The sequence below is a fragment of the Bradyrhizobium sp. HKCCYLRH3061 genome (assembly GCF_051168015.1).
Classification (GTDB): domain Bacteria; phylum Pseudomonadota; class Alphaproteobacteria; order Rhizobiales; family Xanthobacteraceae; genus Bradyrhizobium.
In genome coordinates, this window is sequence record NZ_JBNPUE010000003.1 from 291,242 (window position 1) to 307,491 (window position 16,250).

General features: G+C 64.5%; 19 protein-coding genes. 8 read left to right on the forward strand and 11 right to left on the reverse strand.

The annotated features are described in order from the left end of the window. Positions 1–2 precede the first annotated feature (2 nt). From ACQR2C_RS08100 to ACQR2C_RS08110, 3 genes are all read right to left on the reverse strand, one after another. Positions 3–1,349 carry an HlyD family type I secretion periplasmic adaptor subunit gene (locus ACQR2C_RS08100; RefSeq protein ID WP_316236618.1) on the reverse strand — a complete coding sequence of 449 codons (1,347 nt, stop codon included), beginning with the start codon at positions 1,347–1,349 and terminating at the stop codon, positions 3–5. Positions 1,350–1,468: 119 nt separating this feature from the next. Continuing rightward, positions 1,469–1,738 (reverse strand): DUF6719 family protein, encoded by a 270-nt coding sequence (locus ACQR2C_RS08105; protein WP_434845888.1) that lies wholly within the window; start codon positions 1,736–1,738, stop codon positions 1,469–1,471. Continuing rightward, positions 1,738–1,890, reverse strand: coding sequence for a hypothetical protein (locus tag ACQR2C_RS08110; RefSeq protein WP_315800239.1), 153 nt, complete (start codon positions 1,888–1,890; stop codon positions 1,738–1,740). The genes ACQR2C_RS08105 and ACQR2C_RS08110 overlap by 1 nt, the downstream gene beginning before the upstream one ends. Before the next feature lie 144 nt (positions 1,891–2,034). Here ACQR2C_RS08110 and ACQR2C_RS08115 point away from each other — a divergent pair, with 144 nt between their 5' ends. The 3 genes from ACQR2C_RS08115 (at position 2,035) to ACQR2C_RS08125 (ending at position 4,619) form a co-directional block, all read left to right on the forward strand. Continuing rightward, on the forward strand, positions 2,035–3,315 hold the full coding sequence (locus ACQR2C_RS08115; RefSeq protein ID WP_315800238.1) for an ArgE/DapE family deacylase: 1,281 nt from the start codon (positions 2,035–2,037) through the stop codon (positions 3,313–3,315). A 120-nt stretch (positions 3,316–3,435) separates the two neighbouring features. Beyond that, positions 3,436–3,834, forward strand: coding sequence for a PaaI family thioesterase (locus ACQR2C_RS08120; RefSeq protein ID WP_315800237.1), 399 nt, complete (start codon positions 3,436–3,438; stop codon positions 3,832–3,834). Positions 3,835–3,962: 128 nt separating this feature from the next. Next, positions 3,963–4,619, forward strand: a complete 657-nt coding sequence (locus ACQR2C_RS08125) for a GNAT family N-acetyltransferase (protein ID WP_410053124.1) — start codon at positions 3,963–3,965, stop codon at positions 4,617–4,619. A 95-nt stretch (positions 4,620–4,714) separates the two neighbouring features. Here ACQR2C_RS08125 and ACQR2C_RS08130 read toward each other — a convergent pair whose 3' ends face one another. The 3 genes from ACQR2C_RS08130 to ACQR2C_RS08140 all read right to left on the reverse strand — a co-directional run bounded on the left by ACQR2C_RS08130 (position 4,715) and on the right by ACQR2C_RS08140 (position 6,572). Continuing rightward, a complete protein-coding gene (locus ACQR2C_RS08130; RefSeq protein WP_172109527.1) occupies positions 4,715–5,020 on the reverse strand; it encodes a hypothetical protein in 306 nt (101 codons plus the stop codon). 77 nt (positions 5,021–5,097) lie between these two features. Beyond that, positions 5,098–5,796 (reverse strand): DUF2161 domain-containing phosphodiesterase, encoded by a 699-nt coding sequence (locus ACQR2C_RS08135; RefSeq protein ID WP_434880879.1) that lies wholly within the window; start codon positions 5,794–5,796, stop codon positions 5,098–5,100. 95 nt (positions 5,797–5,891) lie between these two features. After that, positions 5,892–6,572, reverse strand: a complete 681-nt coding sequence (locus ACQR2C_RS08140) for an SDR family oxidoreductase (RefSeq protein WP_315800234.1) — start codon at positions 6,570–6,572, stop codon at positions 5,892–5,894. A 131-nt stretch (positions 6,573–6,703) separates the two neighbouring features. Between ACQR2C_RS08140 and ACQR2C_RS08145 the strand changes: the two genes are divergently transcribed. Further along, entirely contained in the window at positions 6,704–7,402 is a 699-nt protein-coding gene (locus ACQR2C_RS08145) for an SGNH/GDSL hydrolase family protein (protein ID WP_434845890.1), read from the forward strand. 91 nt (positions 7,403–7,493) lie between these two features. Then, positions 7,494–7,712, forward strand: a complete 219-nt coding sequence (locus tag ACQR2C_RS08150; RefSeq protein WP_012044361.1) for a hypothetical protein — start codon at positions 7,494–7,496, stop codon at positions 7,710–7,712. A gap of 31 nt (positions 7,713–7,743) precedes the next feature. Here the strand turns inward: ACQR2C_RS08150 and ACQR2C_RS08155 are convergent, their stop codons facing one another. After that, on the reverse strand, positions 7,744–8,487 hold the full coding sequence (locus ACQR2C_RS08155; protein ID WP_434880880.1) for a tyrosine-protein phosphatase: 744 nt from the start codon (positions 8,485–8,487) through the stop codon (positions 7,744–7,746). A gap of 234 nt (positions 8,488–8,721) precedes the next feature. Continuing rightward, positions 8,722–8,916, reverse strand: coding sequence for a DUF2735 domain-containing protein (locus ACQR2C_RS08160; protein WP_315800231.1), 195 nt, complete (start codon positions 8,914–8,916; stop codon positions 8,722–8,724). 544 nt (positions 8,917–9,460) lie between these two features. Between ACQR2C_RS08160 and ACQR2C_RS08165 the strand changes: the two genes are divergently transcribed. The 3 genes from ACQR2C_RS08165 (at position 9,461) to ACQR2C_RS08175 (ending at position 12,866) form a co-directional block, all read left to right on the forward strand. Beyond that, positions 9,461–10,495 (forward strand): glutamine synthetase beta-grasp domain-containing protein, encoded by a 1,035-nt coding sequence (locus ACQR2C_RS08165; protein ID WP_315712320.1) that lies wholly within the window; start codon positions 9,461–9,463, stop codon positions 10,493–10,495. Between the two features lie 184 nt (positions 10,496–10,679). Beyond that, positions 10,680–11,138 carry a hypothetical protein gene (locus ACQR2C_RS08170; protein WP_315800230.1) on the forward strand — a complete coding sequence of 153 codons (459 nt, stop codon included), beginning with the start codon at positions 10,680–10,682 and terminating at the stop codon, positions 11,136–11,138. A gap of 105 nt (positions 11,139–11,243) precedes the next feature. Then, positions 11,244–12,866, forward strand: a complete 1,623-nt coding sequence (locus ACQR2C_RS08175; protein ID WP_315800229.1) for an ABC-F family ATP-binding cassette domain-containing protein — start codon at positions 11,244–11,246, stop codon at positions 12,864–12,866. Between the two features lie 29 nt (positions 12,867–12,895). Here ACQR2C_RS08175 and ACQR2C_RS08180 read toward each other — a convergent pair whose 3' ends face one another. The 3 genes from ACQR2C_RS08180 to ACQR2C_RS08190 all read right to left on the reverse strand — a co-directional run bounded on the left by ACQR2C_RS08180 (position 12,896) and on the right by ACQR2C_RS08190 (position 16,034). Continuing rightward, the gene (locus tag ACQR2C_RS08180) at positions 12,896–14,992 is read right to left on the reverse strand and encodes a PAS domain-containing protein (protein ID WP_434880881.1); all 2,097 of its coding nucleotides are present in this window, start codon (positions 14,990–14,992) and stop codon (positions 12,896–12,898) included. A gap of 198 nt (positions 14,993–15,190) precedes the next feature. Continuing rightward, positions 15,191–15,436, reverse strand: a complete 246-nt coding sequence (locus ACQR2C_RS08185) for a hypothetical protein (protein WP_008961253.1) — start codon at positions 15,434–15,436, stop codon at positions 15,191–15,193. Positions 15,437–15,599: 163 nt separating this feature from the next. Further along, on the reverse strand, positions 15,600–16,034 hold the full coding sequence (locus tag ACQR2C_RS08190) for a DUF1810 domain-containing protein (protein ID WP_315800227.1): 435 nt from the start codon (positions 16,032–16,034) through the stop codon (positions 15,600–15,602). Positions 16,035–16,250: the final 216 nt, after the last annotated feature.

Here is a 16,250-nt window from a genome sequence, read left to right on the forward strand (position 1 = left end):
GCTCATTTCTCGCGGAACGTCTTGGCGAGCGTGTTGAGCAGCGGGCCGACCAGATATTCGAGCACGGTGCGCTCTCCCGTGGAGATGATGACGTCGGCCTGCATGCCCGGCAGGATCTTCTCGGCGATCTCGGGCGGGATGGTCGAATAGTCGATCACCACGCGCGCCGAATAGTAGCTCTGTTTGCTCGCCTCGTCGGACATCGCGTCCGCCGAGACGCTCGAGACCTTGCCGAAGATCGTCGGCGTGGTGCGCGAGGAGAAATTGGAGAAGCGCACCTCGGCCCTCTGGCCGATCGCGACGCTCTCGATGTCGCGCGGCGAGACGTGCGCCATCACGTCGACGCCTTCGCCGACCGGAACGATCTCGGCGAGCGTATCGCCGGGCTTCACGACGGCGCCGACGGTGTGGACTTTCATGTTCATGACGATGCCGTCGCGCTCGGCGCGGATGTCGACCCGGCGCAGCACGTCCTCGGCGATGACCAGCTTCTCGCGCAGGTCCGACAGCTTGGCCCGGGTGCCGTCGAGCTGCTGGCCGACCTCGGTCAGATATTTCTGCAGCGTCTGATCGATCTGCAGGCGCGTCTGTGCCGCCGTCTGCGTCAGCCGCGCGACGTCGGCCTGCGCCTGGCCGAGGTCGCCTTCGACGCGGGCGCGCTCGCGTTCCAGCTCGAGGAACTTGTTGCGCGGATAGTAGCCTGCGGCGACCGCCGGGCGCACGTTGTTCATCTGCGTCTCGAAGCTCGCGATCTGCGCGGAGAGTGCGGCGCGCTGGCGGTCACGGCCGGCGAGCTCCTGCTGCTGCTGGGCGATCTGCGAGTTGAGGATGTTGATCTGGCTGATCAGGCCATTGCGACGCTCGACGAACAACCGCTGCTGGTCGGCGATGGCAAGCGCCGCCTCCGGCACGTTCTGGCGGTTGAGCAGCGCGTCGGGAAACGTGATCATCCGCGCATTGCCGCGCTCGGCGAGGAGGCGCGCCTCCTCGGCCAGCGCCGCGTCCATCTGCTTGCGCAGGAGGTCGGTGTTGGCCTGGGCCTCGGTCGGCTGCAGCCGAAACAGCAGGTCGCCGCGATGCACGGCGTGAGTTTCCTTGGCCAGAATCTCCCTGATGATTCCGCCCTCACGGTGCTGAACCACCTTGTGATCGCCGGAGACGGACACGGTGCCCGGTGCGATCGCCGCACGATCGAGCGGCGCATAGGCCGCCCACACGCCGAAGCCGCCGAACACCAGCGCAATCGACAGATAGCCGAGCAGGGCGTAGCGGCTGAAATCGGCCTTGACCGGCTGCGGCCGGTCGGCCGCTTCGAAGAAGCCGTGATCCTGCACCGCTGACATCGACATGCTGCGTCCCCGAGATTGTCCGTGGGGCAGGAGCATCGTCGATGCACAGATTCAGGACTGTGCGGAAGGTCACGTGCCGGAGGCCGGCTACGTATGACGGCCCGATCGAACGAGATCAGCTACTTCCTTTTCGGCCCGAACCGCGGCACGCATTTCGTGGTGCGGACAATGCCGGTTTCGGCCATCTTGGAGCCCAAGACCTCCTTCACCTGGCCGGCGGGGCAGGTGCCGTCATCGACCAGCACCCGCTGGCCGAGCCGGAGATCCGTGATGTCCTGCTCGCGCCCGACATATTGCGCCTGTGCAGGTGCGGCAACCAAGAGCAAGATACCGAGGACGCCGAGAGGGCGGGCTGCGACGTCCGCGAACGCGAAGATTTGAGAACGCATCACTTCCCTTCGATCTTCAGGCCTTTGGGCCCGAGATTGATCTGGACACCCTCGGGCTGCTTCTTGGCCTGATATAAATTGTAGCCGAGCACGATGATCGCCGCGCTGAGAATGCCGAGGAGGAAATAGAGGATATTGCGGTGGTCCGACATGCCAAAATCCAAAGTATGTTACCGTCGTTCGTATGCGCGAATGTACGAGCGGCCTTGCGATTCTGAAAGCAGCGGCGAATCCGGTGCAACTATGCATCAGATTGTGATTTGGTGCGGTCATCGGCAATTGGAACCGCGACAGGCATGATCACCCAGGACACTACGCAGCGCATCGTCGACGCCGTCGATGCCCACTTCGACCGGCAGCTTGCGACCACGAGCGACTTCGTCGCCATCCCCTCGACCCGCGGCGCCGAAGGGCCGTGCCAGGACATGTTCGGCGATCTCCTGCGTGTGCGCGGCTACGAGGTCGACGACTGGCACATCGATCTCGACGATCTAAAGGACATGCGCGGCTACGGCCCGATCGAGCACGACTTCTCGAAGGCGCGCAGCGTGGTTGGAACCTACCGGCCGGCCACGTCGGCCGGGCGATCGCTGATCTTGCAGGGGCATTGCGACGTGGTACCCGCCGGCCCGCTCGAGATGTGGGAGACGCCGCCGTTCTCGCCGGTGATCCGCGACGGACGAATGTATGGCCGCGGCGCCTGCGACATGAAGTCCGGGACGATCGGCGCACTCTATGCGCTCGATGCCATCAAGGCGGCCGGCTTCAAGCCGACGGCGCGCATTCATGTCCAGTCCGTGATCGAGGAGGAGAGCACCGGCGTCGGCGCACTGTCGACCTTGCAGCGCGGCTACCGCGCGGATGCCTGCTTCATCCCCGAGCCGACCAGCGGCAAGATGGTGCGCTCTCAGGTTGGCGTGATCTGGTTCCGCCTCAAGGTGCGCGGCTTTCCCGCGCATGTGTTCGAAGCCGGCGTGGGCGCCAATGCGATCCAGGCGAGCTATCATCTGATCCATGCGCTGGAGAAGCTCGAAGCGGACTGGAACGAGCGCGCCAAGGGCGACCATCATTTCAAGACGCTCACGCATCCGATCAACTTCAATCCAGGCATCATCAAAGGCGGCGACTGGGCCTCGAGCGTGCCGGCCTGGTGCGACGTCGATTGCCGCATCGCCATCCTGCCGGGCTGGTCGGTCAAGGACTGCCAGAACGAGATTCTCGCCTGCGTCGCCGCGGCTTCGCGCGATCACCGCTTCCTCTCCAACAATCCGCCGGTGGTCGAGTGGTCCGGCTTCCTGTCCGAAGGATACGAGTTGACCAATTCGGCCGAGCCGGAGGCGGCGTTCGGCAAGGCCTTCACCGCCGTCTACGGCGGGGAGGTGCAGGACCTCGTCTTCACGGCGCTCACGGATACCCGCTTCTACGGGCTCAACTACAACATCCCCAGCCTCTGCTTCGGCGCGACCGGCGCGGCGATGCACGGCTTCAACGAATATGTCGATCTCGACTCGCTACGCCAGGCGACCAAGACCATGGCCTTGTTCATCGCCGAGTGGTGTGGAGTCGAGAAGGCGTGAGCGCAAGGCCGTCGCGGCAATGACCTCGGAGGTCATTGCCGCGCGGTCTGGGCTTGGCGCATCCAGGGTGCGGTGAAGGCACGGGGAGACGTGTCGTCCGTGCGCAAGGAGAGGAACGGTATGACGCCGCTGGACAAGATCAATGCGATGAAGATGCCGTTCGCGGACTTGAAGGGCGTCACCTTCACCGAGGCCAGCGCCGATCGCGTCGTGGCGCAGATGCTGGTGCGGCCGGATCTGTGCACCCTGCATCACACCATCCACGGCGGCGCCGTGATGGCGCTCGCTGATTCCGTCGGCGCGGCTGCGACCGTGATCAACCTGCCGCAGGATGCCAAGGGCACCACGACCATCGAGAGCAAGACCAACTTCATCGGCGGCGCCAAGGAGGGGACCGTGGTGACCGCAACCGCCACGCCCGTGCATCGCGGCCGCCGCACTCAGGTATGGCAGACTCGGGTGGAGACCGAGGACGGGCGCCTGGTCGCGATCGTGACCCAGACTCAGCTCGTGCTGTGATGATTCGTACACAAACGAATTGTTAACGCACGCGATCCTTGCATGGCCGCATGTTCTCTCCGTAGAGCGCGGGGCTTGCAATGAATGTTGCGATGCACAATATAGCTTCTGTCTAGGGAAAGACGTCTGTGTGCGAGGGCTCTCGAGAGGAGTCTCAGGCAGTGTCACAGGTAGATACTTTTCGTCCCCGGCCGGGCTTCGGCTATGTGCGGACGCTCAGCCAGCACGAAGAACTGCCGTTGCTGCGCGATCATCTGTTGCGGCTCGATGCGGAAAGCCGGCACGATCGATTCAACGGCTTCCTCGATGACAGTTTCATCGAACGCTATGCGGCCCGCTGTGCGGCCGATGGCACGATCGTCGTCGCCTACATGGAAAATGGCATGGTGCGCGGCGCCGCCGAGTTGCATCCGCCGGAGCAGTCCGAGGACGGGCTTCCGGAGATTGCGTTTAGCGTGGAGGCTTGCGTGCGTCGCCGCGGGGTCGGCAGCCTGCTGTTCCAGCGCGTGATCTCGGAGGCGCGGTGGAAGGGCTATCGCAAGCTCCGCGTCACGACCGGATCGCAGAACCATGCGATGCGGGCGCTCGCGGCCAAATTCGGCGCGCATCTGGCGTTCCGTCACGGCGAATCGACCGGCACGATCGATCTGAGCGAGCAGCCTCAGGATGAACTGGCGAAGCTCGTGATCGATGCGCCGATCGCGGCCGCGCGTGCGTTCTTCACCCTCAACCGGGCCTGCTGGAAGCTCGTGACCCGGATGTACGGCGACAAGCGCGCGGCCTGAGCGGAGCCGTTGCTGCGATGACGAAGGCGCGACAGCGATCACCGCTGCCGCGCCTTTTCGTTTGATTGCATTGGCCGATGCGCCCCGGAAGGCGTTCAGGTGCCGGTGCGCTTGTCGAAATTGAAGCGGCGCACGGTGCGGCGCTCGACCACGACGGCACGCTGCTGCGTGCCCTGGTCGGCCGTGATGACGCGCGTGTTGGTGCGCGCGGCAACGCGAACTGCCTTCTTCACCTCGGGCAGCACCTGCTCGAGCGGCAGACCCATCAGCGCCGACGCGATCTCGGCCTGGGCCTGCACGTCGTCGGTGATGCCTGACGCGGCGAAGATCGCTTCCTCCAGAGTCGGGGGATCACGCCTGACGCGACGCGGACCGTACTTGGTGTTCCAATCTTCGCTCATGGGGGCCTCGTGAATCGTCCGGGATACCTAGAAGCAGGATTGTTGCATTGCAATATATATTCCGCGGGGCAGCCCAGCTATGCGTTCACCATGTCGCGATTGGGCAACGGTACCTGCGTCATGTGGATATCCTGGGGCCAGCGGCGCAAGGCCGCGAGGCCGGCTTTTGTGAGGACATAGACACCGCGCTCGGCGCGGTCGAACCAGCCGTAGACGTTACGCTGCAGAATCTTCGGCGCATCCGGAATCTCCGCGCGGAGGTCGCGGACGCGCTTCGGCCCGCCCGAGAGCGCCGAGGCGCAGGCCAGCGCCTGCTGCCGATAGGCCGTCATGATGGGAGCCCGGGTCGAGCCGCCAGCGACGGGGTCGCCCTTGCGCCGCTGATGCTCGATCACGAGACGCGAACGCTTCTTGGGGTTCTTGCGCGGCGCGGTGGTAGGCGGCCGCACCAGCACTTCGATGTCTCCGGCTGAGGTCACGGCCAGCATGCCGAAGCCGAGCCGTCGGCACAGATTGCGGTAGCGGGAGTCGCTTTCACGACCCTTGCCACGTGCTGACAGATTTGCGGCGACCCAGACCTCATCGCAGGCCCCAGCCCGATCGACCGCCTGCAGCAGCAGTTCCAGGTTGAAGACCTCCTTCAGCTCGCAGACGACGACCACCGGCGGGTCGTCGCCCTTGAGCGCCACCACGTCGCAACCGCCGATTTCCCCCTTGACCGAGAAGCCAAGGTTTTCGAGGAAGCGTTTGACGGGAAGGTAGAGCGCGGTTTCCAAGGGGCCGTCCGATGTGTGCGACTCAGAGCGCGCGCGAGTCTAGCCCGCCGAGTCCGGTGATGTCAGCGCAAAGTCGGGGTGACCGGCTGGCTTCGCTACACCCGGCCGACAACCGGTATCAGTGCGCCGGTCACGCCGCTCGCGGCGTCGCTGGCGAGAAACAGAATGACCTCCGCGAGTTCCTGCGGCGTCACCCATTTGTCGAAATCGGCCTTGGGCATGCTGGCGCGGTTGGCCGGCGTATCGATCGTCGACGGCAAAACGGCGTTGACGGTGATCTTGCCCTTCCATTCTGCCGCGAGCGCTTCCGTCAGGCGATGCACGCCCGATTTGGACGCAGCATAGGGGCCCATGCCGGCACCGGCCTGGAGCGCGCCCATGGCGCCGATGTTGACGATGCGGCCCGTGCTGGAGCGGACGAGATGCGGGATCGCCGCGCGCGAGGCGTGCAGCGCGGTCATCAGGTTTCGCGCATGCATCGTCTCCCAGACGGAATCGTTGCCGTCGGCCGTGGTCTCGAACGCGAACGCGCCGGCGATGTTGATCAGCGCATCCAGAGTGCCGAAGTGGGCGGCGACGGAGTCGATCGCGACCTTTGCCTGCCCGGGGTCGGAGAGGTCGACGCCTCCGAGCTCAATGCGGTCGTCACTCGCCGGGATCTCGGCCTGGGCATGATCGATCCCGGCCACATGCGCGCCCCGTGCGAGCGCGAGATCGGCCACGCTGCGTCCGAGCGCCCCTTGCGCACCCGTAATGACAATCACTGCTCCGTTCATTCCGTCCCTGGTCTCCGTTGACGCGCCCCACAGCGCCGCTTGTTATACTATGGCCCTGCCGATGAGTTGCAATGGCCGGACGGCCGGGGCATGCAATTGCAATCAGAAAGCGTGGTTCGTCAGAGGTGACCATGACGGCGACAGACTCTCTCGAATTTCCCGACGTCGCCACCGGTTTTGTCCGTCCGATCAGACAGTTCAGGCAGAGTCTGGATGCGCAGCGCAAGACCCGGATCGTGGCGCTTGGCTCATCTTCCACCGCCGGCACCAACGGAATTGTCGCTTTCCCGGCCCGGATCGAGCAGGCGCTGCGCAAGACCAATTTCGGCTGCCTGATCGACGTCCTCAATCGGGGTGTGGGCGGACAGGAATCCCCGGAGGAGCTCTCGCGCTTCGAATGCGACGTGATTGCGGAGCAGCCCTCGCTGGTCATCTGGCAGGTCGGCACCAACGCCGCCTACAGGCCCGAGGTCTATAGTCCCGATGAGGTCGAGGCGGCGCTGCGCGTCGGCCTTCGATGGCTGGCGGGGCTGGCCATCGACGCCATCGTGATGGACCTGCAATATACCGCGGCGATCGTGACGGTGCCGAACAGGCTGGCGCGTGCCGAGGACATTCAGCGACGGATCGAGAAGGTCACGTCTGCGGCCAACGTCAATCTCTTCAGGCGCTGGAATTTGATGAAGAGCTGGCATGAGGCTGGTCAGATTCCGTTGTCGGCGCTCGACGACGGGCACGGTGACCGCTTGCATGTGAGCGAGGCCGCCACCGCGAAGATCAGCGACGTTTTGGCCAGCGCCATCATGACGGTGCCGGTCGTGCCGGCCTGATCGATAAAATTAGTCGGACTTTCGTAAGTGGATTGCCAGCGCCGCCCGCTAGCCTGTCGCTATGCCGCTTGAGGGGCGTTGGAGCTTTGACATGATGAGACATCTGCCGGACCATGGTTTGCCGCTGGTGCAACTGAAGGAGCAGCGGCGGGATCTGGTGGTCGCCTTGCAGAACCGTGCAGGTCCGGTGACGGGCTGGGAATTGATGCAGATCGCGGCGGTTCAACAGGCGATTTCCGCATTCGAGGAGGTGATTGCCGATCTCGACGCGATGGAAGCCGCCGAGACAGCCGATATCGAAGCGGCCTGATCGGGCTCAAGCGTATTCGCGCCGCCCTGGCTCACAGCGTGAGATAGCGCGCCTGTAACGTCTTTCGTGCTGCGCCGTCGATGCCGAGACCGTCGCGCAGGTAGGCGTCGACGTCGCCGAAATCATCACGCATGGCGTCGAACGCAGCGGCGAGGAACGAGGCCTGGACCGTCCCGATCGCCTGGACCACATCAGCGGGAAGATCCGCGTGAGCTGCAGTCTCGCGACGATAGAGCTGGTTCGTGAGCAGGTAGTCTTCCAGGATCACGTCATCCGGAACGTCGAGCGCGTGCAGGACCAGTGCACAGGCGACACCGGTGCGATCCTTGCCGGCCGTACAATGGATCACCAACGGCGCATTCCCGTTGAGAACATGTTCGAACAGCGCGCGGAAGCGCGGCGTGTAGCTGCGGATGTAGTTGCGGTAGGACTCGCGCATCAGCTCCAAGGCATGGTCGGTTGTGAGCTGTCCTCGTGCCGCCAGGGCCCGCAGCGCCGGCACGACGCTCGGCTCGATCGGCACGGAATGCACGGTGATCTCGGCGATCGTGCAGAGGCCGGCCGCGCGCTCGTCGCGACCGCGGAAATCGAACGCTGCGCGAATGCCGAGCTCCCGCACGGCCGCGACATCGGGCTCCGTCAACTGACCAAGATGGTTCGACCGAAACAGCTGCCGCCATCGCACGTGCCGACCATCCCTGCTGGGATATCCGCCGAGATCTCTGAAGTTGCTGGCACCGTGAAGTCCGAGATGGCGGAGCGGATGGGCGGGCATGAACGCATTCTAGGGAATGCGGGCTCGATGTGAAGCATCGTTTCGCCTGCGCGACGGCAAGGCAGGGGAGAGCATGAAGCGGCTCAGGACGGCGGAACGTATGCACCCGCCACGTCGAGCCCGTCGGTGACGGTCAGCAATAGACATGGTTGATGGCGGGCAAAAAAAAGGGCCGGAACCTTGTCGGTCCGACCCTTCAGCAAAGGCGCGTGAGCGGCACGGTACAGTCGGACATCAGCGGTCCCACGCCGGCTTGGCTTCCTGGATCGCCTCGTCGTGATACCAGCTGCCGCTGTAGATCGTCGGCTGGATCGAGGGCGCGATCGGCCGCGCCGGCGATGCCGCGGATTGGCGAGGCGCAAGACCTGCCCGCCCTCCGCGCGGAAATTGATAGATCCTTGCGGACCCCTCGTGCACGTTAGTGTCCATTCCTCAGTCTCCTTCCATCGGGCCACACGTCATGCTGCGCCCGACTCGTTCTCTTGTGGTTAGCGGTCTCGATATCGGCTCTGCCCGGAGGGAATGCAACGTGACCAAAATCAAATCACATGTTGCGCGTTTTGCGGGCATTTCTGTCTTTGCTTCCTCCGCAGCAACGTGCAGCTGACCAACACTTGGGCTGGACCAAAGGTTGCGGAAAGAGGCTCAGGTCTTTTCAAAAATGTCCCGGACTTGCTGAGAGCTTGTTCGGACGTTTTTGCGCATCGCCGCAAATGCCACGGAATCAAGCGGGTTTTGACCAGCTTCTGATTTCCGCCATGCGTTCCGTGCAATCCCGGTCGCGCTGCTTTGCCGCACCCCTGACGTGCAAAAACCAGCGCCAGCTCCGCCCTGATTGGCCTTCGTCCATGCGACGGGACGTCGCGGGACTTGGCACGTTCCATGCTTAAGAGTGCGCTGGCCGATCGTGGCCGGGTAAGCGGGGAGCCTTCGATTGCTGGGCTCCCACCTTTCGATAAGACAGAGAGGCTCAATGACGAAGTACAAGCTCGAGTACATCTGGCTCGACGGCTACAAGCCGGTGCCGAATTTGCGCGGCAAGACACAGATCAAGGAATTTTCCTCGTTTCCGACCCTGGAACAGCTGCCCCTTTGGGGCTTCGACGGCTCGTCGACGATGCAGGCCGAAGGCCATAGCTCCGACTGCGTGTTGAAGCCGGTCGCCGTGTATCCCGATGCCGCCCGCACCAATGGTGTGCTGGTGATGTGCGAAGTGATGATGCCGGACGGCAAGACCCCGCATCCGTCGAACGCCCGCGCCACCATCCTGGACGATCCGGACGCGTGGTTCGGTTTCGAGCAGGAGTACTTCTTCTACAAGGACGGCCGTCCGCTCGGCTTCCCGGAATACGGCTATCCGGCTCCGCAGGGTCCGTATTACACCGGCGTCGGCTTCAAGAACGTCGGCGACGTCGCCCGCAAGATCGTCGAAGAGCATCTCGACCTCTGCCTCGCGGCCGGCATCAACCACGAAGGCATCAACGCCGAGGTGGCGAAGGGCCAGTGGGAATTCCAGGTGTTCGGCAAGGGCTCGCGCACGGCGGCTGACCAGATGTGGATGGCCCGCTACCTCATGCTGCGTCTGACCGAGAAGTACGGCATCGACATCGAGTTCCACTGCAAGCCGCTCGGCGACACCGATTGGAACGGTTCGGGCATGCACTGCAACTTCTCGACCAAGTATATGCGCGAGGTCGGCGGCAAGGAGTACTTCGAGAAGCTGATGGACGCCTTCAAGGAGGCGCGCGCCGACCACATCGCCGTGTATGGTCCGGACAACCACATGCGCCTGACCGGCAAGCACGAGACCGCTTCGATCGACACCTTCAGCTGGGGTGTGGCCGACCGTGGCGCCTCGATCCGCGTGCCGCACTCGTTCGTGAACAACGCCTATAAGGGCTATCTGGAAGACCGCCGTCCGAACTCGCAGGGCGACCCCTACCAGATCGCGTCTCAGGTCCTGAAGACGATCGCGATGGTTCCGACCGGCGCGAAAGCCGCAGCCTAAGACGCTGAACACATTACCCCGGGGCCGGGGCTGACATGATGATCCGCCGGAGCAGCCGCTTCGGCGGATCATTCGTTTGGCGGGCTGGCGTGATCGGGGAGGCGCCGCCTTGATCAATCGCAAGTCCGTCTTCGATCGCAGCGGTATGTCTTTCTGGAAGCGGTTTATGGAAGCGGGGCGTCGAATGAATTATCGCAAGTGGGTTTCAGGCGTTCTGATCGCCTGTTCGGCCATCTCCCTGGCGGCGGCACAGTCGCAGTCCAATGCAGAACAATATCTGCCGCGGCTCGGCGACATCATGAATCTGATCCAAGTCAGGCATGCGAAACTGTGGTTCGCGGGACAGGCCAAGAACTGGGATCTCGCGTCCTATGAGCTCGCGCAACTGAGGCAGAGCCTGACCGACGCCGCGGTGTTCTATTCGGGACTGCCGGTGGACAACGTCACCACGCTGGGCCAGCCGATTCAGTCGATCTCGGACGCCATAGCCGCCAAGGATGGCAAGCGCTTCGCTTCCGCCGTGACCGAGCTGACGTCGGGATGCAACGCCTGCCACGCGACCATGGATCGCGGCTACGTCGCGATCCGCATTCCGACCGACAAGCCGTTCGGCAACCAGGATTTTCGGCCTCAGGGCCGCTGACCGGGATGGGGCGGACAGAGCGGCGGAGGGCGCCTAAATTGCGCCTTCCACCGGCGGCGCGCATCGACTAAGAGCGGCGGCACCCTGTCCATGTCCTGAGACCTCATGATCCGCCTCGATAACGTCAGCAAGCAAGTCGGCCACCAGATTCTCTTCATCGAAGCCTCCGCCGCCCTCCAGCGTGGCGAGAAGATCGGCCTGGTCGGTCCGAACGGGGCCGGCAAGACGACGCTGTTCCGGATGATCTCGGGCCGCGAGCAGCCCGACGAGGGGCAGGTCTCGATCGATCGCGGCGTCTCGATCGGCTATTTCAACCAGGATGTCGGTGAGATGTCCGGCCGCAGTGCCGTGGCTGAGGTCATGGATGGGGCTGGGCCGGTGTCGTCGGTCGCCGCCGAGCTCAAGGAGCTCGAGGCCGCGATGGCCGATCCGGACCGCGCCGACGAGATGGACGACATCATCGCGCGCTATGGCGAGGTGCTGGCGCGGTTCGAGGAGCTGGACGGCTATGCGCTCGACAGCCGGGCCCGCGAGGCACTGGCCGGCCTCGGCTTCTCCGAGGAGATGATGGACAAGGATGTCGGCCTGTTGTCCGGCGGCTGGAAGATGCGCGTCGCTCTGGCGCGCATCCTCCTGATGCGTCCCGACGTGATGCTGCTCGACGAGCCGTCCAACCACCTCGATCTCGAGAGCCTGATCTGGCTGGAGCATTTCCTGAAAGGTTACGAGGGCGCGCTGCTGATGACCTCGCACGACCGCGAATTCATCAACCGCATCATCAACAAGGTGATCGAGATCGACGCCGGCCAGCTCACGACCTATTCCGGCGACTACGATTTCTACGAGCAGCAGCGGGCGCTGAACGAGAAGCAGCAGCAGGCGCAATATGAGCGCCAGCAGGCGATGCTCGCCAAGGAGATCAAGTTCATCGAGCGTTTCAAGGCGCGGGCCTCGCATGCGGCGCAGGTGCAGAGCCGGGTCAAGAAGCTCGACAAGATCGAGCGGGTCGAGCCGCCGAAGCGGCGCCAGACCGTCGCGTTCGACTTCCTGCCGGCGCCGCGCTCGGGCGAGGACGTGGTGGCGCTGAAGAAGGTGTCGAAGAGCTATGGCAGCCGCCGCATCTACGACGGGCTGGACTTCATGATCCGGCGCCGCGAGCGCTGGTGCGTGATGGGCGTCAATGGCGCTGGCAAGTCGACCCTGTTGAAGCTCGTCGCGGGTAGCGCGGAGCCCGATGACGGCTCGGTGACGATCGGCGGCAGCGTCAAGATGGGCTACTTCGCGCAGCATGCGATGGACCTGCTCGACGGCGACGAGACGGTGTTCGAGTCGCTCGAGCATTCGTTTCCACAGGCCGGTCAGGGCTCGTTGCGGGCACTGGCGGGCTGCTTCGGATTCTCCGGCGACGACGTCGAGAAAAGATGCCGGGTGCTGTCGGGCGGCGAGAAGGCACGGCTCGTGATGGCCAAGATGCTCTACGATCCGCCGAACTTCCTGGTGCTGGACGAGCCGACCAACCATCTGGACATGGCGACCAAGGAAATGCTGATCGCGGCCCTGTCGAACTTCGAGGGGACCATGCTGTTCGTCTCGCACGATCGTCATTTCCTCGCCGCGCTCTCCAACCGCGTGCTGGAGCTGACACCCGACGGCCTGCACCAGTATGGCGGCGGCTACACCGAGTATGTCGCGCGCAGCGGCCACGAAGCGCCGGGCCTGCGCGGCTGATCGAGGGCAAGACGGCGGCGATCACGCGTTCAGCTCTCCACCATCTCGCCGACGCGGGCGGCGAGCGCCTCGACGTCGAACGGCTTGGTCAGCACCTGCATCCCCGGCGCGAGCTGGCCGCTGCTCAGGATCGCGTTCTCGGCGTAGCCGGTGATGAACAGCACCTTGAGATCCGGCCGCGTCGCGCGCGCCGCATCGGCCAGCTGGCGGCCATTCATGCCGCCGGGCAGACCGACATCGGTGATCAGGAGATCGATGCGCGCGTCTGATTGCAGCGCCGCAAGGCCGGTCGGTCCGTCCTTGGCTTCGACCACCGCGTAGCCGCACTCGTCGAGCACCTCCATCACCACCATGCGCACCGTCGGCTCGTCGTCGACAACGAGGATGGTCTGGCCGGTGCGGGAAGACGGCGCCGCGCTGGCGCGCGCGGGATCGCTGGTCTCAACGGCACCGGCATAATGCCGCGGGAAATAGAGACACATCGTGGTGCCCTGACCGAGCTCGGAATAGATCCGCACCTGTCCGCCGGACTGCCGGACAAAGCCGTAGACCATCGATAGGCCGAGGCCGGTGCCCTGGCCGATCGGCTTGGTGGTGAAGAACGGATCGAAGGCGTGCTCGATCACGTCGGGCGTCATGCCGGTGCCGGTATCGGTCACGCACAGCGAGATGTATTGGCCGGGCGGCAGGTCGCGCTCGCGCGCGGCGCGGTCGTCGAGCCATTTGTTGGCGGTCTCGATCGTGATTCGGCCGCCCTCGGGCATCGCGTCGCGGGCATTGATGCAGAGGTTGAGCAGGGCGCTTTCGAGCTGCGAGGAATCGATCAGCGCCGGCCACAGACCTCCGGCGGTCACGACCTCGAGCGCGATCTGCGGGCCGACGGTGCGGCGGACCAGCTCCTCCATGCCCATGACGAGCCGGTTTACGTCGGTCGGCTTGGGGTCGAGCGTCTGCCGGCGCGAAAAGGCGAGCAGGCGATGGGTCAGCGCCGCGGCGCGCTTCGAGGCGCCCTGGGCGGCCGCGACGTAACGGTCCACATCGGCAAAGCGGCCCTGGCGCAGGCGGGTCTGCAGCATCTCGAGCGAGCCCAGGATGCCGGTCAGCAGATTGTTGAAATCATGGGCGATGCCGCCGGTGAGCTGTCCGACGGCCTCCATCTTCTGCGACTGCCGCAACGCCTCCTCGGCCTCGTGCAGCCGGGTCTGTTCGCGCAGCCGGTCGGTGACGTCATAGGCGAACTGATAGGCGCCGATCTGTCGGCCCGCGGCGTCGCGCAGCACCGAGAAGCGCATTTCGTAGAAGCGGCGGTCGCGGCCGGGATCGCCGAATTCCTCGACCGCGACGAACTCCTCGCCAGCCAGCGCGCGGGACCATACCGCGCGAACCGCCGCCCGATGCTCCGGTAGATCCTTGAACAGCTCCAGCATGTCGTCGCCGATCTTGGGCTGGAGGCCGAAGACACGTCCAAACTCCTGCACGGCTGCGCCGTTGATCGCGATCAGGCGGTATTGCGTATCGACCACCTGCACGAAGGCGTTGGTGCCTTCGACGATGTCGGCGAGCAGCTTGCGCTCGGCGAGCGCGGCGACCACGCGGGCCTCCAGCGTGTCGTTGATCTCCTGTAGTGCAGCCTCGGCGCGCTTGCGCGCGGTGATGTCCTGGAACAGCACCGCGACCTGTCGACGTTCGGCCGGCTCCGCCCGGAACGCCGCGAGCTCAAGATAACGTCCGGTGGCGACCAGCTCGCGCTCGAACCGGATCGGCTCGCCGGTGCGCAGCACGCCGCCATAGAGCTCGACCCAGCCGTCGGCCTCGCCCGGCACCATCTCCCGCACCTTCTGTCCGACCACGTTCGGAATGCCCGCATGCAGCGCGTAGGCCGGGTTGGCCTCGACATGGACGTAGTCGCTCAGCGGGCCGTGCGGGCCGTCGAAGAACTCGATGATGCAGAAGCCTTCATCGATCGAGTTGAACAGCGTCCGGTACCGCTCCTCGCTCTCCGCCAGGGCGGTCTCGGCGCGCGCGCGCTTGCCGGCATCGGCGGCGAACAGGGCCTGAAGACGGGCATTTTCGCTTTCGAGCTCCCGCAGCCGCTGCCGGAGCGCATCGATCTCTGAGAGACTCACGCCGCCTCGCGCAGATGAGGAGGCGGGGCAGGCAAAGCGGAGAACATTGAAGGGCCTATGCAGCTCGATGTGGAGATCGCTTGACGTCATAACATGTCAACGATCGTCCGTCAGGCCGCTGCCGATGGAACCCGACGATCATCGAGCGGCCCCGCCCACCCATGGCGGGGCCCAGATGTCGTCCAGCCCGGCGTCCGGTCAGCCGCCGGCCTCGCATTTCTTCATGAAGCTGGTCTTGGCGGCGCCGGCGAGCTTCTTGCCGTCGGAGCCGACCGCCTTGGTTTCACACGTCTCGGCCATGCACTTCTTCATGAAAGAGGTCTTGGCGGCACCGGCCAGTGCCTTGCCGTCCTTGCCGACGGCCTTGGTCTCGCAGCTATCCTCGGCGAAGGCGGAGCCGGCGGCGAAGGTCGCGAGCGCGGCAATCAGGAACAACTTCTTCATGAGTGTGTCTCCTTGGGACAAACAATGCGGCGGATGGGAGCCGCAAATCTTGGCGTGATCAAGTTTCCTGTTCGGCCTATCACCCGAAATCCGGCCGGGTCGGCCGGCGAACTCATCAGCATGCTACCGATGACGCGGACGCGACGCGCTTTGCAGCGAGTGGTCATCCCATGCCGCGCTGCAGAAACGCCAACGTCTGGCGATCCCGCACCCCGTCGCAATAGCGATCGAGCGCCTGCGCGAAGATCCCATTCGGGCTGATCGAATCGAACAGCGTCATGCATGAGCGGAATTTGGCATCGTCCGGCACACCCAGAATGTCGCGCAGCGACTTGCCTTGCACCGCGAGCACCAGTCGGGTGCATTCGACGAGTCGCGGGCCGAGCAGGGGATGCGCCAGATAGGCCTCGGCCTCGGCGCGGGAGCGGATCGCGTAGCGCTGCGCCATGGCGGAGCTGCCGAGCCCCTCGACCTGGGGAAAGATGAACCACATCCAGTGGCTTTGCTTGGCGCCGGCCGCAAGTTCGGCGGTCACCCGTGAATAAATCGAACTTTGTGCGTCGGCAAATCGGCCGAGATCATCCCATTCGGCGTTCATCCATTCCTCCAACCGGCTGATTCATCGATGTAATCGGCTTTCTGGGACGGTCGCGGCGCGGCCCTGCGAGGCTTGGATCCCGGTCCATTCCCCATCACTCCGGGCTGGCGTTTGTCTAGATTATGCCGCACTCTTGCCATCCTATGTCATGACGGGTCGAATCGTACCCCTTGGGGTCGGGCACCTTTCCCGGGTGGTCCGAAAAGGGGGGTATAT